Origin of the sequence: Pseudomonas lutea (genome assembly GCF_000759445.1) — a bacterium.
GTDB lineage: Bacteria > Pseudomonadota > Gammaproteobacteria > Pseudomonadales > Pseudomonadaceae > Aquipseudomonas > Aquipseudomonas lutea.
Genome location: NZ_JRMB01000002.1, coordinates 998825 through 1015459, shown reverse-complemented (window position 1 = coordinate 1015459; position 16635 = coordinate 998825). Strand labels below are relative to the sequence as shown.

Below are 16635 nucleotides of genomic sequence, written 5' to 3'. Positions count from 1 at the left end.
TCTCAGGCCACTGCTCGACAAGCCTTTTCCTAAACGCCATCTCGTTGATATGGATCAACGCTCCGCTGTTTTCTGACGCTATTCTTCTTGCCTAAGGGCACCCGCCGCCATCCCTCTGAACTGGAAGTTCTTTCCAGCGCTACCTGCATTTAAAACTCTTGAATGGCTCATTAAAGCTGGCCTGACGCCAGTAACTAGCGGCTGTTAAACGTTGTTTATTGCGTGGCAAATTCTTGATTAACAAGAATCCTTTGCTATAGCTAAACCTTCTCACTTCTTCCAATAGGGCAACGGAATGTCAGTCGCTAAGAAAATGAGCGTGGGGCAGCTTACGATGCTGACCGCGGTCAACATGTTGGGGTCCGGCATTGTGTTGTTGCCAACCAAACTCGCTGAAGTCGGCGGTATCTCCATCCTGTCCTGGCTGATCACCGCCACCGGTTCGCTGGCTCTGGCGTACGCGTTTGCGCGATGCGGCATGCTCAGCCGAAAGACCGGCGGCATGGGCGGTTACGCGGAGTACACGTTCGGTAAGTCCGGTAACTACATTACTAACTACACCTACGGTTTATCACTTTTGATTGCCAATGTGGCAATCAGCATTACTGCTGTTGGTTATATCCAGACGTTGTTCAATATCAAACTGGGTTCGCTGGAAGTAGGTCTGGCGACTATCGCCCTATTGTGGATTACCACGTTTGCCAACTTCGGTGGCGCCAGCATTACCGGCAAGATCGGTGCCGTGACTGTTTGGGGCGTAATCGCGCCGGTGGTGCTGGTCTCGACGATTGGCTGGTTCTGGTTCGACAGCAGCACCTATGCCGCAGGCTGGAATCCCCATGAGATGCCGTGGTACCAAGCCGCAGGCGCCTCGGTGGCGATCACCCTGTGGGCGTTTCTAGGGCTGGAGTCTGCGTGCGCTAACGGCGATGCAGTGGAGAACCCCGAAAAGAACGTGCCGATCGCGGTCCTCGGCGGCACCCTCGGTGCGGCGGTGATCTATATCGTCTCGACCAACGTCATCGCCGGCATCGTCGGCAACGCAGAGTTGGTGTCCTCCACCGCGCCGTTCGGTCTGGTGTTCGCCAAGATGTTCAACCCCATGATCGGCAATCTGGTGATGGGCCTCATGGTGCTGGCGTGCATCGGTTCGTTGCTGGGTTGGCAGTTCACCGTGGCTCAGGTGTTCAAGAGTTCGGCAGACACCGGTTACTTCCTGCCGATATTCGCCAAAGCCAATAAGCACGGCGTGCCGATCATCAGCATGCTGATCCTGCTGGCGATCCAGACTGCGCTGGCGTTGTTGACTATCAGCCCTGACCTGGCCAAGCAGTTCGACACGCTGGTGAATCTGGCGGTGGTCACTAATCTGGTGCCGTACATCCTGTCGATGGCAACGCTGATGACCCTGCAAAAAGTCTCGAACGTTCCGCCAAACAAGGCCCTGATCACCAACATCGTGGCGGGCGTAGCGACGGCCTACAGCTATCTGGCGCTGTACAGTTCCGGCGCCGAGGCGTTGATGCTCGGCGGTGTGGCAACGATTGTCGGCTACACGTTGTTCGGCTACGTCAACACTCGCCTGATCAAACTCGAAGCGCTGAACAACAGCGTGCCCACCCAGACCGTCGCCGCACAACACATCGTCGGCGAGCCTGTCCCCGTCAATAACCTGAACCTGGCCACCCTGGAGACTCGACCATGACCGACAACAGACACCTGCTCGGCATGCTGGCGCTGCTGGTCAGCAGCCAGCCCGACAAACGCAGCGTGTTCGGCCGGGCGCTGATCCAGCTGATCAGCGACGTGGAAGACCGCGCCATCAGCGTGCTGACCTCGGAAAGCCTGAGCGACGCCAAGTCAATCCTCAGCAGCGATCCGGCCATTCAGTGTGTGCTGCTCAGTTGGGAAATGGACAACAGCGACGACCACAAGGAATGCATCGATCTGCTGACGGCATTACGTGAGCGCAACACCCGCGTGCCGGTGTTTTTGATCAGCGATCGCAGCACCGCGTCGAGTGTGCCGCTGATTGTCATGCAGCACGCCGATGACTTTATCTGGCTACCCGAAGACACCAGTCGCTTTTTGAGTGGGCGCATCATGGCGGCCATCGAGCGCTACCGTCAGGCGGTGCTGCCGCCGATGTTCGGCGCGCTGCTGAAATTCGCCCGCAGCTACGAATATTCCTGGCACACCCCAGGCCACGCCGGCGGCACCGCCTTTTTAAAAAGCACCGCTGGCCGCGCGTTCTATGAATTTTTCGGTGAAAACCTGCTGCGCTCCGACTTGTCGATTTCCGTCGGCGAACTGGGCTCGCTGCTCGACCACAGCGGCCCTATCGGCCAGGGCGAGCGCTATGCAGCGAAGGTGTTCGGCGCTCACCGCACGTACTACGTGACCAACGGCTCGTCGATGTCCAACCGCGTGATCCTGATGGCCAGCGTGACGCGTGACCAGATCGCCCTGTGCGACCGTAACTGCCACAAGTCCGCAGAGCATGCGATGACGCTGTCCGGCGCGATCCCGACCTACCTGGTACCGACGCGCAACCGCTTCGGCATCATCGGCCCGATCCTGCCGCAGACCCTGAGCGCCGAGGCGGTCAAAGCGGCCATCGCCGGCAATCCGCTGGTCAAGAGCCACATTGTCCCGACGCCGGTGCATGCCATCATCACTAATTCCACCTACGACGGCCTGACCTACAACGTCACCCGCGTCGAAGAGCTGTTGGGGCAGAGCGTCGACCGGCTGCATTTCGACGAGGCCTGGTATGGCTATGCGCGGTTCAACCCGTTGTACAAAGATCGCTTTGCCATGCACGGTCGCCCGGAGGATCACGACCCGTCAAAACCCACCGTGTTCGCCACGCAGTCGACTCACAAGCTGCTGGCAGCGTTGTCCCAGGCCTCCATGATTCACGTCCGTAACGGCCGCAACCCGATTCCTCACGGCCGGTTCAACGAGTCCTACATGATGCATGCGTCGACGTCACCCAATTACGCGATCATGGCCTCGTGTGATGTGAGCTCGGCGATGATGGAGGCGCCCAGCGGCCAGATCCTGACCAATGAATCCATTGAAGAAGCCATCGCGTTTCGGCAGGTCATTTCGCGCATGCAGACCGACATGCTCAGTCATGACGACTGGTTTTTCTCCTGCTGGCAGCCGCCGACGGTTCAAGTCGGCGCCACTGCGATTGCCTTTCACGAAGTCGACCCGGTTCGGCTGAAGACCGATCCGAACTGCTGGGTCCTGCACCCGAACGAGGTGTGGCACGGCTTCGGCGACATCGAAGACGGCTACTGCATGCTCGACCCGATCAAGGTGTCCATCCTCAGCCCCGGCATGGGCGATGACGGTAACCTGTTGGACTTCGGCGTTCCTGCCTGCGTGCTCAGTGCTTACCTGGGGCATCAGGGCATCGTCGTTGAGAAAACCACCGACTTCACCATCCTGTTCCTGTTCTCCATCGGCATCACCAAGGGCAAGTGGGGAACGTTGGTCAACGCCTTGCTGGACTTCAAGCGCGACTACGACACCAATCTTGAGCTGGAGCTTTGCCTGCCCGATTTGCTGACCGCGAACCAGCAGCGCTACGCCGGCATGGGGTTAAAGGATTTGGCCGAAGAGATTTTCGCCGCCATGAAAGAGACCAGGACCACAGCGGCCATGTCCAAAGCGTTCGGTACGTTACCCAAGGCGGAATTCAGCCCGGTGGAGGCGTACGAAAAGCTGGTCAGGAATGAGATCGAACAGGTCACGCTGGAAGAGGCTGCCGGACGGATCGCCGCGACCGGCATCGTGCCTTACCCGCCTGGGATTCCGCTGTTGATGCCGGGCGAAAATGCCGGTCCAGCGGACGGGCCCTTGCTGGCCTATCTTCGCGCGCTGGAGAGTTTCGACCGGTCGTTCCCGGGCTTCACCCACGACACCCACGGGATCGAAAACGAGGCGGGGGTCTATCGGATGCTGGTGCTGAAATAAGCAAAGCTCGCCCGGCGGGAATAGCTCGCCGGGCACCGTTCAGGCTCAGTGGCTTTGGGCTTTCTGCAGCGCCTGCTGGGTCAGTGCCACACACTCGCGTCCGCCGTCATCGTTGTGTCGCGCCAGCGCGGCTTCGGCGCGGTGAACGGTGGTGTCGATGTCGCTTTTCACGGCGTCGCTGAGGTCCGGATTGGCGACCTTGGCGTCGCGAATCTTGCTCAGGTTCATCTGGCACTGATTGTTGTCGTCATTGGCATTCGCCACACAGGGCAGGGCAAATGCAGTCAGGAGCAGGCCAGCAAGCAAGGCATGTTTCATGGGGACTTCCGCAGAGGTAAGTGTGTGGCCCGTTATCAGGGCGGGCCTTGTCGCATCAGACCTCAGATTCAGGTTTTCCGCCAGTGAATGCCCAGCGCTGACGGTCATTTGACCAGCGAAATGATACCCACCACTTTCTTGTCTCCATCGAGAACCGGCAGGTACTTGCTGTCATTTTTGGCAAGCAGGGTCATCGCGTCTGCCATCGAGTGCTCCAGCGACAGGCTCTCGGTACTGCGCGAGACGATCCGCGCGGCGTCGATGTCAGACCGGTTGCGCCGCAGGGCGTGCGCTTCGGTCTTGTGCAAAATCGCTTCAAGGTCTTCTCGGGAGACGTCAACGAACGCGCCCATCTCTTCCAGCGCCTTCTCAAGATCTTCAGCGTTGAAACCCTCATTGCCGATGGGCGCCTGTTGCGGCGCCGGCAATTCCCCGACGTGCGCTTTCGGGTAGCGCACCCGCGTCAGGTTGTTGTAGATCAGAGCACCGGCCAGCAGGCACACCGCGTTGAGCATCACTGGCCCGAGGACGTGCAGCCCCATGGGAGAGAGTTCGTTCTTCGAGGTAACGATACAGATCGCCACCGCAGCCGCAGGCGGGTGCAGGCAGCGGAAGATGCACATCAGCACGATGGACGAACAGACCGCCACGCTGGCGGCAATGATGGTGTTGCCGAACAACTTGACGGAGACCAGCGCCACCAGCGCGGCAATCAGGTAGCTGCCGAGGATCGACCACGGCTGCGCGAGCGCTCCGGTGGACACGGCGAACAGCAGCACCGCCGATGCCCCCACCGGACCCAACAGGTGCAGGGTGATATCGATGCCGAACAGCTCGCGGCAGAACACCGCGCTGACGAAGATACCCAGGCAGGCGCCAATGGCCGCGCGCGACCATTCGGCAGGGTGCGTGTTGAGCGATTGAGGAATGAAGCTACGAAGAAGGTTTTTCACGATCAAGACTTTGAGAGAGGGCAGTGCGCGGGGATTTTCAACACATTGGTCCGCTTAGGCAAACGGCAGATTTGTTCAGGGCCCTGAATCGAACCGGTTGCTGGGGCACCACGCATTTGCTGCATAAAACAAAACCACTCATGCAGCGAGTCCGGGATGACCGACTGCATGAGTGGCTATATGCAAAAAAACTGCATTCACAGACCGAGCGAAGGAGCTGACGGACGAGCTCTGCGTGCCGGTCGGGACGCTTCAACTTCCAGCAGATGCATGGCCAATACGTCAGTCAAAAACCGAAACTGATCGTTGAGGCCGACCACCTCATTGCTGAAGTGGTTTTCCGCCGCGGGCATCATGAAGGCGTCGAAGCGATTGTCTTCAACGAGACCGTTGCGGTTATTTCGGAGGACGACATGTTGTGAGTAATAGTTTTTCCCAAAGAGGGGAAAGCTAACGTTCAGGGTGACGTCTCGGGTCATGTCGGTGCTCCACATCAAACAAGAAGTTGAAAGCTTGAAAGGTGCTGATAAGTGTCAGCTACTTGGCCTTAATTGGCCTGTGCCACAACACGACAATCCTCTTCGTCTGCGGTCATGACGACCGACGCCAGATCGAAAATTTTGAGGGCGACGACGTAGCTGGTGAAAGCTGTCAGCGTCAAGCAAGTAAGGAGATGAACAACCATTTTCCTGCCCTCGGTTCGTGTTTGGGTGTGAGGGCGATGTTACGCCCATCCATTTTTAGCGGAAGGCATTCGCGGGAATGTTGGTTATCGATGGGATTGATGCGAGAGGATGAGGGGCGTGTTTGGAAGCGTGCTGGAGCGCGAATTTCGGTGCGCCAGAGGATGTGAACCCTCTGACAGAATGCCTTCGCGGGCAAGCGCGCTCCTACAACGAGTAGAGCGTGTTCGGCCTGCCCGCACGGGCTCTTGATTCAGGCGCGGATGGTTTCGCCATACCGGTGCGTGGCCAGGCAGGCCAGCAGCAGGCCGCTGATGGCAACCATCCCGCCGACCAGGCCGATGTTCGCAACGCCCAGCTGGCTGATGACCACGCTGCCCAGCAGCGCGCCACCGCCGATGCCGATGTTGTAAATGCCGGAATGCAGCGCCATTGCCACGTCCGTAGCGTCCGGGGCCATCGCCAGCACCTTGGACTGCATCACCAGGCCAAAGCACATGATCGCCATGCCCCAGACCACGCTCAGCGTTCCCATCGATGAAGCACTGCCCGACAGCGGCAGCAGCATCACCAGGCAGGCAGCCAGTGCCCCGACCGACGTAATCAGCAGGCCGCGCGGAAACTGGTTGTTGTAACGACTGAACACCACCGAGCCCAGAATGCCGGCGCCGCCGAACAACAGGAGAATCACCGTGGTCATGTCGCTGGTCATCTTCGCGACGAGTTGCGCGAACGGTTCGATGTAGCTGTATGCCGTGAATTGCGCGGTCACGACCAGGGCTGTGAGCAGATACAACGACATCAGCGCCGGGCGTTTGAACAGCACCGGCAAGCTGCGCAGCGACCCCGAATTCTGGCTCGGCAGCAGCGGCAACGATTTCATCAGCACCAGCACGGTCAAGCCCGACGCCATGGCAATGGCCAGGAACGTGGCACGCCAGCCCAGCGCTTCGCCCAGCACGCGCCCTAAAGGAATGCCCAGCACCATCGCCAGCGCCGTGCCGGTCGCCAGCAGACCGAGGGCCTGAACCTGCTTGCCCTCCGGCGCCACGCGCACCGCCAGAGAGGCAGTAATGGACCAGAACACGGCGTGCGCCACGGCGATGCCCACACGGCTGACCAGCAACATGGCGAAGCTCGACGACAGGCTCGACATCACATGGCTGGCAATGAACATGAGGAACACGAACAGCAGCAACTTGCGCCGCTCGATGTTGCGGGTCAGCAGCATCATCGGCAACGAGGTCAGCGAGACGATCCACGCATACACAGTAAGCATCAGGCCGACCTGCGCGGTGGTCATGTCAAAGCTGTGCCCGATGGCGCTCAACAAGCCCACTGGCACGAATTCGGTCGTGTTGAAAATGAAGGCAGCCAACGCCAGCGCGATCACGCTCAGCCAACTTCCGGTGTGTGCGTTAGTGGTATTCATTAAATCGAATGCCCTCCTGAAAATTCGGTTTGCCGCTTACCCGATAAAAACGCCGACAAACAAAAATACCGCTCAAGGTGTTTACCTGGGCGGTGCGTGCTGTCAGCTGAATATTATGAGTATGGGGAAGTGCGACTGGATGTTGCGAATTCTACGCCCTTGTTAACGTTGTCACAACCGAAGCAGGGGCTGGCGCGCGGCTTGGCAAGCGAGGCCTGGCAGGTCATTCAGACAGTCGGGTTTTCGGCCCAACGCCCCGTGCTCAAGGCGCCACCGTTTGACAGACCCGCGTTACTGTCCTTCGCTGTTTGTAGTCAGGGCGACAATTGGACGCACTCAGGAAGGTGCGCCTTACAGGACGTTAATCAATCGGGTTATCCCGCAGGATGCTGTGATGAACCTCGCCGGCCGGACGCTCTTCGGCACCTTTCTACACGTTTCGTGCGTGTCGTTGTTATTGCCAATCACACCCATCGAAGCGGCCTGCACCCTTGTGTCCGGCCCGGGCAACGACAGCTCCGTGTGCGACAGCGGCTCCAGCGCGGGCTTGATCGATCTGGCCGGCGACAACGTTTTGATATTTCCCGAGGGCGGCAGCGGCGTTGTATCGGGCGACGTCCTCTACGGCGGCGGCGCTGACCGGATCATCATGAGCTCAGGCACGCTCCAGGGTGCGGTTAACCAAGGGGCCGGCGCGAACGTGTTCGTCATCGACGGCGGGACGGTGACAGGCCGGGTGGTGCAGGGCGCCGGTATCGATAACGTCTTCATGCGCGGCGGTAGCGTCCAGTCGCTGGCGCAAGGTGACAGCCGCGACGTGTTCTCCATGAGCGGCGGCACCATCATCGGCGCATTTGAGGACGGCGATGTCGCCACCATGAGCGGCGGCATAATCGGCCGCGTCGACATGAAGCTCGACAACAACCTGTTCGAGCTGTCGGGGGGGCGGATCGTCGGCAACCTCGTCACCGGTTTCGGCCGGGACACCATCGTCATCAGCGGTGGCAGTATCGGCGGTAATCTCAGCGTCAGCGGTGGCAACGACACCATCAGCGTGAGCGGCGGAACGATATCGGGTGAGGTTCGCGCCAGCTTTGGCGACGACCTATTTGGCTGGAGCGGGGGAGGCTTGATTGACGCCTCGGTGCTCATGGGCGACGGCAACGACCGAGCCCTGATCGGCAACCTGGACGAGCGCTCGCTGAGCTCGACCCCATCGGTGGACGGTGGTCTGGGCAACGACCGCCTGACCTTCATTCAGACATCAACGGCCGGCGCCGGTCGCTACCCGGGATGGGAGACGGTCGAACTCACCGAGCAGTCCCGATTCACGCTGGACGGCGATTTCTTTCTGGGTGACAGCGTAAGCGGCACCGGCACGTTCGTGATCGACGGCACCAGCGTTCTCGATGTCAGCCAAGGGTCCGTTCGCCCCTACACCGCAGGTCAGTTAACGACGTTGAGTAACGCCGGGATCATCGACATGGTCACCAACAGCTCCGTTGCCATCGACACACTGACCGTCGATGGCAACTACGTGGGAAGTGGCGGTGAGCTATTGCTGCAAACGACGCTGGGCGATGACCGCTCGGCCAGTGACCGCCTCGTGGTGTCCCAGGGCACCATCAGCGGCAGCACGCAACTCGGTATCCGTAACCTCAACGGGCTGGGCGGGCTGACGCAGGTCAACGGCATCGAAGTGGTGCAGGCCCTTAACGGCGCGACGAGTACGAGTGATGCATTCGTGCTGGGTAATCGCGTCGTGGCGGGCGCCTATCGCTACCAGCTGTTCAAGGGCGGACTCACGGCGGGCACTGAAAACAGCTGGTTCCTGCGCTCATCCGTGGCGGCGATCCGCCCTCCTGCGAGCGCGCCACCGCTGCCACCGAATCCTCCGCCCGTGGTGGGGCCGGTAGTAAATCCCGTGCCGGATCCCGTCACGCCGCCGGCCGTTATTCCGCCAGCCGTCACCGAGCCTGCACGTCCCATTCCCGTTGCTGCGGATGAACCGCCGGTTGAACCACCTACCGCAGTTCCCGAAGTGGTGCCTGTCGCGCCTGTCGCGCCTGTCGCGCCTGTCGCGCCTGTCGCGCCTGCCACGCCCATCGCGGCTGCCGCCACGCCGGCTGCAGTGTCTCCGATCCCTGCGCCATCGGCGTCGCCAAGCCCCGTCGTATCGCCCGGCGCCGAGCCGATCCCGTTGTACCGTCTGGAGGTGCCGATCTATTCGGTGTTCACCCCTGCCGCACAAATCATGGCCCGTGAAGCAGTGGGCACTTTTCATGATCGCCAGGGTGATCAAAGCTTGCTCACAGAAACCGGTATCGCCAGGGCAGGGTGGGCACGGCTGTACGGCAGCGATGTGCGCCGGGAGTGGGCCGGCACGGCGTCGCCCCGCTTCGATGGGTCGACCAAGGGCTACCAAGTGGGCCACGACCTGTACGCCGCGCCAACCGATTCCGGCCAGGTGCAACACGCCGGAGTTTTCGTGGGGCAAAGCCGGCTGCAAGGCAGCGTCAAAGGGTTCGCCGAGGGTTTCAAAGACACCAAGGCGGGGCGCATGAAAGTCAACGGCGATCACTTTGGCGCCTACTGGACGCTGGTCGACCCCGGCGGCGCATATCTGGACGCCGTGGTCATGGCCACGCGTCTCGACGGCAGCAGCCGATCCCATCAAGGAGTCAGGCTCGACACCGGCGGCCACTCGCTCAGTCTCTCCCTGGAGACCGGTTACCCGATGGCAATCTCCGAGCACTGGGTTATCGAACCGCAGGCGCAAGTGATCCACCAACGCATCGATCTCGACCGGCACAACGACGGCATCTCCGACGTTGCCTTTGATTCCCAGCCCTACTGGACCACTCGGCTTGGCGCGCGCGTGAAGGGGCGCTACGTGGTCGACAATCTGCCTGTCGAACCCTACGTGCGGGCGAACCTCTGGCATGTGCTGGACGGCAAAGACACCGTCACCTACAACGGCATCGACCGGATCAAAACCCGGCACACGTCCTCATCGAGCGAGCTCGGCGTTGGGGTTGTCGTTGGCGTCGCACCGGGCGTCAGCGTTTATATGGCGGTCGATTACGCTGCGCAGCTGGACAGCAATGACTTGGCGGGGGCTAGCGGCAGCATGGGGGTTCGTGTCAGTTGGTGAGCGTGACCGGGCAGGGAGAAGCGAAACCGCCCGTCTAAGCTGGGGCACTCTTGGCGCTCAAAGGCTTCTCATAAAAATGGTGCGGACAACCCGCGCGTAGACAAGGAGATACTTTCATGGCCAATGGCGCTTCGCTGACCGGAACATCAGCACATACCGATCCGGATGAAGAGCTCGGTTTCGATGAGGACTCGCCTGATGTGTCCGACCCGCAGGTAGACCCGACCGAGCCAGCACGGACCGAGAACGATCCAGTGACCGAAGAGCCGACCACTCGGCGTGGTAATGATGAGCCGTTGCCGGGGAAGGGCGGGGTTTGATCCGGGCGCTCTGAATGTAAAAGCCCCGCTGGCGATAGCGGGGTTTTTTGTGGGTGGGTGATCGAGCTCGTGATTTGTAGGTATCGCGGGCCGATGGATCCCAATGCATTCACGCATGAATTTCCAGGCACAAAAGAAGACGTCCGGAGACGTCTTCTTTTTTGGATTTGGTGGAGCCGGGGGGATTTGAACCCCCAGCCAACCCCCATATTCTGCGGCTTGCAGAGTAAAAGCAGGCATAACCCTGTCATTTCATGATCACGCAGCGCCCTGAACCAAGTTGAGCGCGCCCCTGTAAAGCATTGGTACCCAGTAAATAGGAACATCGCGCGTGCCTCTTCGCTCGAAGAAGCCGGATTCGACGAGGCGCTCGATAACCTCAGCCGCCCGGACCTCCGAACATCCCCAGACCCTCGCTAGGGTAGCAACCGACTGCTGTGCTTTTTGTCTATCAAGCTTTTGCAGGTATGGTTGGAGAGAAGGGTTTTCCGCGCACAACGTCTGCTCATAGCGGGCCTTGGAAACGGAAAGAAGACCAGCCCTTATGGCGTGCCGACTGATCAAGAATGTCTGATCTTGGTCCGCACTGCCCAGTTCGTCCTGCTTCAGTTGCTCGTCGCGTGCAGCGAGAAGCAAATGAATCAATTCTCTTGGTGCAGTTCTTCTAGTTCCATCGGCCGTCCGGGAGAGCATCCAGTCCAACGTCTGGGGTTTGCTTTTTCCAATATCAACTTGTGGCGGAAACACGGTGCTGAAGAAAGCTTTTTGCTGATCTTCGGAGGCGAGTACATCTTCGCTCTTAACGTTGTATAAGGTGCATATGTCGGCGTTTGATACTAATCTTCTCACGATTAGATTGAGTAGAGATTTGCTATCCCATGAAAGCGTCATTGATCGTGTTAAATGGCTTGCCTCCCGAAAGCCACCTTTCACGATCTTCTGCCAAATATCATCGCGCAGGAATATTTTTATCTTCACATGAGAAAGGCCCATCATATCCATGTAAGTTCTGAATAGCGATTTTAGGGCCATTCCCTCGAGCTCATCCGAGTCGGCAAATGCAACATCTAAGCGGTCTAATGCTAGCCAAACTGTGATTTCTTGTGATGAGAGATACTTGTTTACCTGTGCTAGCAAGTTATCAAGAGAGCGATATCCTAATCCTCGCTGTTCAATGGTCGGTTCACCAAATGTGATTTTCCCACCGTAGACCATCCCCGAAGGATCCGTGATACTGCCCTCGATCTCAGGCATAAATTTCCGCAGATACTCCATCACCCCTCGAAGCCTGGTTAGAAGGCTGATATCTGGCATCAATAGCCCTTGAGCAGTTAGCAATTCGATTACTTCTAAGGCTGAAGCATCTTTTCTTCCGACCGTATGCATCTGGTGACGTACGTAATCAGCGGTGAGAGAAAGGAAGTAGAGTTTCCACAGGTTTCTAAAGCCATCTTCAGTAAGGTCACCTTCCGCAGAAAGGTCTCTAAATACCGGTGTTCCTCTAGGATTTTCCGCTGCCATGAAAAGCGTTCTTCCTTGCAGGCGTAACTCATCGCGTTTTGCAACTAACAGGGAATATAGTGCGCTCTTGCCAGAGCCCTTCGATCCGAATACCACGTCAATTTTTCCAGAGACTAACTTTTGCCACTGGTCTGTTTCTACGAAATACGCGTGAAGCTCATCGACCTCATCTTCAGCGATTCGGCTACCCAAAACCGTGTTTTGCAAAACGGAGACTCTGTCCATGTTCTTCCCTGACTGCTGCATGCGGTGCAGCGCGAATGTGCTGCAAAATTCCCATGCTAGGTGTAGATATGCAAAAAAGCTATAGCTCGCCTTGTCGGATGCTACCGATACCGCCTAAAAATCCACCATGGAATGCAGACTCGGCTTTTTGTCCGGCAGTGGGATCAGATGACGGCATCCATCTTCCGTAAACGCGAGCAATCATCGTCCAATCGCTGTGACCCATCTGCTGCGCAACCCACATTGGATGCTCCCCAGCAGAAAGCATCATGGACGCGTATGTGTGCCGAGTCTGGTAAGGACGGCGATATCGCACACCAGCCTTTTTCACTGCGTGTGCCCACATGGTCTTGCGGATGGGACCGTCGCCAGCCCAGCGCTCGAGTGTGCGCGGATTCTGAAAAACCTCCCTTCCTGCGAGATACGTGTAGTTCTTCTGAGCCTTTAAAGCCGTCAGCGCGGGACCGAGCAGCTTGACCGAGCGACGACCTGATGCAGTTTTCGGGATCTCTGCCACCCCCTTTGAAGCCTGAGTCATGGCCTTGGTGATCATCACCTCGCCGCGAATCCAGTCCACATCGCCCCACTCCAGCGCCACCAACTCGCTAGTGCGCAGGCCAGTCCATAACGCGAACTGCACAAGGTTCGAGGCTTGGCCGCAAAGCGCGCCGACGATTGCTTGCTGCTCCTGAGGGCTGAATGGGTCGACGTCATCTTCATCTGTGGGAGCGGACTTGCGCTTGTAAGTCCACCCCGCCATAGGGTTGATTTCGATCAGCTCCTCGTCGACAGCTTCGGTGAGCGCCGAACGCAGACAGCTTTGGATATTGCTCAGCGTCTTGTTGCTGGTCTCCAACGTGTCGAGCCAGTCCTTGATCATCTTCCTTTTCAAGTCGACCATCATGTGCGTTCCCAGCGCAGGCACTAGGCGGTGTTCAACAAGCTTGCGATAGCCGTCGAACGTACTGCTGGAAAGATGTTTTTTCTTCGCCGCAAGCCACCGAGTGAGGAAGCCGGCAACCTTTTCCCGTGAGGCCTCCGGCGCAAACTTCGCGGCCCTGGCCGAGCTGGGGAAGGTGACCGCATAATCGAACGTGCCAATTGATATCGCATGTTCGATCGCGGCCTTGTGCTGCTCGGCCTTCTTCAGATTAGTGGCGGTGGGCTTGAGCGTGATGCGCTCGCGGCACCGGACGCCCCGATACATGAACGTGATTTCGATACTCGAATCGGAGATCGCCCGAACTCCCCGCCCATCTCTACCCATGACTCGTATCCCTCTGTGTCAATCAGCGTCCGGCCGTCCGGAGCCTTGTACCAGATCTCGCCAAGCCGCCAGATGCCATCACGGATCTTCGAGCGGATAGCGTCCTCGCTGTAGCCAGACTCGCTGGCGAACTTCCTGATGGTCATGTAGCGCATTGGGTTTACTCCTGACTCGTCAGGTTCTTTGTTGTTGGTGAGACTGACGCGTCATTGCTGTGGATTGCTGTCGCCCGAGTCCGCTATCGCGCGCAGCTTCAATGCGATGCCACAGGAGTTGGCCAAGCTTGTGAGTTGGCCCACAGTTGTGTCCGGCTCCTTCAAAGCCTGGCCGAAGCGGATCAGCCGGTCACCCAGGCTTTCGAACTCGGTACGGATGTGGAGCTGTGTTCCCTGAGTGAGGATGCTCACGCCACGCCCTCCATAGTCTCCAGCTGCTTTTCTAAGCGCTGCTTGAACATCACTAGAACGCGAATGGCTTGGCTTGCGGCTCTATCTGCCGTTTCTGCGTCGGCGCCGTCATCGAGTGCCGCCTGCTTGATAGAGTCAGCCACCTCGCGGTAAAGCTCAGGCACCTGGTCTATAACCCGTCGCAGCGCGGGCTGACACTCTTTGTCGGTCAGCAGAACGCCGCGGCGCATGGCCGCCTCGGCAAGAATCACCTGGTTCTCCAACTGCTCGGCGCGCTTTACCGCATCGCCTTCGCTGGCGCTGGTAATAACGCCAAGTGCCCGGCCAACGCCGACAGGCATGCCCAGCTTCGCGTAGTGCTGCAGATCTTCCAGTGACGCGCCTTCATTCGGACGCAGTACTAAGGTGATTCGGTTCGTTGCCGACATATGCTTTCTCCAGGCAAGCCGGTAGCCCGCCGCGTTCATGGCTTCGCAAAAAATCAATTTGGATAGGGGGTCAGATCAGCCTGAGCACCGGACTGCGTCCTAATCTTCGAAGGCGCACGCCGCTGCAAACGCGGTCATGCGATGAAGACGCCGAGGTGATCCTGCTCGCGGTCGTGCTGCGGATCCGGGTTAACCGGCGCGCATGATGCAGCTATCAGCCCGCGCCGAAACGCTTCCAACACTAGGGCTCTGATGCTCGAGACCTTGAGCTTGAAGCGCGCGCTCTCGAGTCTCTTCTTTAGGGTCTCAGGACTGATGCCCATTGCCTTTGAAGCCTCTTTCACCGTGCAGTCATTGGCGCAATGCAACACCCCCTCCAGCTCACGTGGCGCCAATACGCCGCCTAGCATTCCTTGCCAGTTCCCGATGACGATGCTCATGTTGCTCTCCAAATCCGGTTTCGATGGAGATAAGATACTAGCGGTTATAATTCGGTGTCAATACTACTGGTTATATATTTTCGCGGACCACAAAAAAGCCCGCATGCGGCGGGCCTAGTCTGCTGGAAGGAGGGTAGGGGAGTGAGGCTACAGCTTAGCGGCCATCCGGACTGCGACACCGATGATGCGGCAGTCCTCATTACATTCGATCATCTTGTATGCCGGGTTAAGAGGCTTGAGGTATCGATTGCCACCATCTTCAACAAGTTTCTTGAACGTTGCTTCCCCGCTGCCGAGCTTCGCGATCACCAGCTTTCCCGGGGCGACTTCTGCTTCAGTATCCACCAGGACCATCATGCCTTCTGGAACGGAAGTTCCGGAAGGCGCAGTCATCGAGTCTCCCTTGACCTCAAGCCAGAACGCGGGACCTTTCGAATTGTAGTCGGAGATCTCATACCGGTCAGAGTGCCCGTCTGGGTAGGGCTGTACAGCTTCGGCCCAATTGCCTGCCGACACCCAGCTTATTACTGGATACCGATACACCATCTGTGGAAGCTCGACCAGTTTGAAGTTCTCCCCATCGTCCAGCCCTCGAAGCCCAAGCCTGGCAGCTTCGGTCGTCGCTTCAATCTCATCGGCAAGCCGGTGGCTGAAAGACCTGACAGGAATACCTAGAAACTTCGCAAAAACTGCTGCAACGCGGGCGTTGAGCGGGTTCACGCCATTTAAATAGTGGGAAATCGCCGCTTGGGTGACATTCAGCGAATCAGCGATATCGGTTTGGGTGACGCCGGCGCTCTTGGCGCGTGCTTTGAAAATATTCTTCAAAGCCTCGCATTCCGCGGCCTGTTCTGGGTTGAGAGATCGTTTTTTCATCGCGCAATCCTATACCAAAGGTATTTGAAATCAAAAAACCATCGGTATTGACCTGTTTGATACTTATGGTTATATTTCGTGTAATAGCCAAATTCAGGTGAGTACATGACTCGCATTCCCTTGGCGGAATTCGTAACCCAGAAAGGGCAAGGCGAAGCCGCGAAAATCCTTGGAACAACTCAGGCAGCTGTTAGTAAGGCTCTGAAGACCGGCCGCCATATTTTTGTGCAGGAAAAGCAAGGGGGAAATTTTGAGGCTGTCGAGCTGAAGCCCTTTCCATCCGGCGGATCCTCGGTGAAGGCTTCCCCCGACCTTGAAGCCATTGTGTCTCTGATGGCGCCTCAATCACAGCACCTCAGTGGGGCTGTTCAGGCATCCAGTATCGTAGGCGCTCAGTGATTGCCATCTCTCGCTGCTTTAGCGGACTCACCTTCGCCCTCGGAGTAACTGCACTGAGTTCGATGGAATTGGAGCCGCTGAATCTGCATTCTTTAAACACAGGCCCTGGACAGGGCCTTCCAACAGCTGGCGTTTGCCGATTTTATGAGGACCTGAAATGAAGAGGCGCCAATGGAAGTTTTTGCTTACTGGCTAAACCCCAGACGGCAAAAAGCCGGCTATCGA

Annotated in this window: 15 protein-coding genes; 5 read left to right on the top strand and 10 right to left on the bottom strand. The window is 58.2% G+C overall.

Features of this window, described 5'->3' with window-relative positions; all coding sequences use genetic code 11:
- Nucleotides 1-295: 295 nt before the first annotated feature.
- Nucleotides 296-1705: a putrescine-ornithine antiporter gene (gene potE, locus LT42_RS16790; protein WP_037015322.1), complete on the top strand. Its 1410-nt coding sequence runs from the start codon at nt 296-298 to the stop codon at nt 1703-1705.
- Nucleotides 1702-3987, top strand: coding sequence for an Orn/Lys/Arg family decarboxylase (locus tag LT42_RS16785; RefSeq protein ID WP_037015320.1), 2286 nt, complete (start codon nt 1702-1704; stop codon nt 3985-3987). Before potE ends, LT42_RS16785 begins: the two co-directional genes overlap by 4 nt.
- Nucleotides 3988-4032: 45 nt before the next feature.
- On the opposite strand, the gene LT42_RS16780 is transcribed toward LT42_RS16785, so the two are convergent.
- The 4 genes from LT42_RS16780 to LT42_RS16770 all read right to left on the bottom strand — a co-directional run bounded on the left by LT42_RS16780 (nt 4033) and on the right by LT42_RS16770 (nt 7373).
- Entirely contained in the window at nt 4033-4305 is a 273-nt protein-coding gene (locus tag LT42_RS16780) for a hypothetical protein (RefSeq protein WP_037015318.1), read from the bottom strand.
- A gap of 104 nt (nt 4306-4409) precedes the next feature.
- Nucleotides 4410-5258, bottom strand: coding sequence for an HPP family protein (locus tag LT42_RS16775; protein WP_081955432.1), 849 nt, complete (start codon nt 5256-5258; stop codon nt 4410-4412).
- A gap of 197 nt (nt 5259-5455) precedes the next feature.
- Nucleotides 5456-5737: a hypothetical protein gene (locus tag LT42_RS25365; protein ID WP_081955408.1), complete on the bottom strand. Its 282-nt coding sequence runs from the start codon at nt 5735-5737 to the stop codon at nt 5456-5458.
- Nucleotides 5738-6194: 457 nt separating this feature from the next.
- Complete coding sequence (locus tag LT42_RS16770; protein WP_037015313.1) at nt 6195-7373, bottom strand: sugar transporter; 1179 nt, start codon at nt 7371-7373, stop codon at nt 6195-6197.
- A gap of 394 nt (nt 7374-7767) precedes the next feature.
- Here LT42_RS16770 and LT42_RS16765 point away from each other — a divergent pair, with 394 nt between their 5' ends.
- Nucleotides 7768-10527, top strand: a complete 2760-nt coding sequence (locus LT42_RS16765; protein WP_052075317.1) for an autotransporter family protein — start codon at nt 7768-7770, stop codon at nt 10525-10527.
- A gap of 116 nt (nt 10528-10643) precedes the next feature.
- Nucleotides 10644-10847 carry a DUF6021 family protein gene (locus LT42_RS16760; RefSeq protein WP_037015310.1) on the top strand — a complete coding sequence of 68 codons (204 nt, stop codon included), beginning with the start codon at nt 10644-10646 and terminating at the stop codon, nt 10845-10847.
- 258 nt (nt 10848-11105) lie between these two features.
- Here LT42_RS16760 and LT42_RS16755 read toward each other — a convergent pair whose 3' ends face one another.
- From LT42_RS16755 to LT42_RS16730, 6 genes are all read right to left on the bottom strand, one after another.
- Nucleotides 11106-12593: a P-loop ATPase, Sll1717 family gene (locus LT42_RS16755; RefSeq protein ID WP_037017446.1), complete on the bottom strand. Its 1488-nt coding sequence runs from the start codon at nt 12591-12593 to the stop codon at nt 11106-11108.
- A 79-nt stretch (nt 12594-12672) separates the two neighbouring features.
- A complete protein-coding gene (locus tag LT42_RS16750; protein ID WP_037015308.1) occupies nt 12673-13860 on the bottom strand; it encodes an Arm DNA-binding domain-containing protein in 1188 nt (395 codons plus the stop codon).
- A gap of 206 nt (nt 13861-14066) precedes the next feature.
- Nucleotides 14067-14267, bottom strand: coding sequence for a hypothetical protein (locus tag LT42_RS16745; protein ID WP_037015306.1), 201 nt, complete (start codon nt 14265-14267; stop codon nt 14067-14069).
- Nucleotides 14264-14734 carry a hypothetical protein gene (locus tag LT42_RS24915; RefSeq protein WP_152597685.1) on the bottom strand — a complete coding sequence of 157 codons (471 nt, stop codon included), beginning with the start codon at nt 14732-14734 and terminating at the stop codon, nt 14264-14266. The genes LT42_RS16745 and LT42_RS24915 overlap by 4 nt, the downstream gene beginning before the upstream one ends.
- 95 nt (nt 14735-14829) lie before the next feature.
- On the bottom strand, nt 14830-15135 hold the full coding sequence (locus tag LT42_RS16735; RefSeq protein ID WP_052075315.1) for a helix-turn-helix transcriptional regulator: 306 nt from the start codon (nt 15133-15135) through the stop codon (nt 14830-14832).
- Between the two features lie 147 nt (nt 15136-15282).
- The gene (locus tag LT42_RS16730; RefSeq protein WP_052075314.1) at nt 15283-16011 is read right to left on the bottom strand and encodes a S24 family peptidase; all 729 of its coding nucleotides are present in this window, start codon (nt 16009-16011) and stop codon (nt 15283-15285) included.
- Between the two features lie 105 nt (nt 16012-16116).
- On the opposite strand from LT42_RS16730, the gene LT42_RS16725 reads away from it, so the two are divergent.
- Nucleotides 16117-16410 (top strand): Cro/CI family transcriptional regulator, encoded by a 294-nt coding sequence (locus LT42_RS16725; RefSeq protein ID WP_037015303.1) that lies wholly within the window; start codon nt 16117-16119, stop codon nt 16408-16410.
- The last annotated feature ends 225 nt before the right edge of the window (nt 16411-16635 follow it).

Coding starts and splice junctions, on each gene's coding strand:
- potE (WP_037015322.1), top strand. CDS start 296: ATGTCAGTCGCTAAGAAAATGAGCGTGGGGCAGCTTACGATGCTGACC.
- LT42_RS16785 (WP_037015320.1), top strand. CDS start 1,702: ATGACCGACAACAGACACCTGCTCGGCATGCTGGCGCTGCTGGTCAGC.
- LT42_RS16780 (WP_037015318.1), bottom strand. CDS start 4,305: ATGAAACATGCCTTGCTTGCTGGCCTGCTCCTGACTGCATTTGCCCTG.
- LT42_RS25365 (WP_081955408.1), bottom strand. CDS start 5,737: ATGACCCGAGACGTCACCCTGAACGTTAGCTTTCCCCTCTTTGGGAAA.
- LT42_RS16770 (WP_037015313.1), bottom strand. CDS start 7,373: ATGAATACCACTAACGCACACACCGGAAGTTGGCTGAGCGTGATCGCG.
- LT42_RS16765 (WP_052075317.1), top strand. CDS start 7,768: ATGAACCTCGCCGGCCGGACGCTCTTCGGCACCTTTCTACACGTTTCG.
- LT42_RS16760 (WP_037015310.1), top strand. CDS start 10,644: ATGGCCAATGGCGCTTCGCTGACCGGAACATCAGCACATACCGATCCG.
- LT42_RS16755 (WP_037017446.1), bottom strand. CDS start 12,593: ATGGACAGAGTCTCCGTTTTGCAAAACACGGTTTTGGGTAGCCGAATC.
- LT42_RS16750 (WP_037015308.1), bottom strand. CDS start 13,860: ATGGGTAGAGATGGGCGGGGAGTTCGGGCGATCTCCGATTCGAGTATC.
- LT42_RS24915 (WP_152597685.1), bottom strand. CDS start 14,734: ATGAACGCGGCGGGCTACCGGCTTGCCTGGAGAAAGCATATGTCGGCA.
- LT42_RS16735 (WP_052075315.1), bottom strand. CDS start 15,135: ATGAGCATCGTCATCGGGAACTGGCAAGGAATGCTAGGCGGCGTATTG.
- LT42_RS16730 (WP_052075314.1), bottom strand. CDS start 16,011: ATGAAAAAACGATCTCTCAACCCAGAACAGGCCGCGGAATGCGAGGCT.
- LT42_RS16725 (WP_037015303.1), top strand. CDS start 16,117: ATGACTCGCATTCCCTTGGCGGAATTCGTAACCCAGAAAGGGCAAGGC.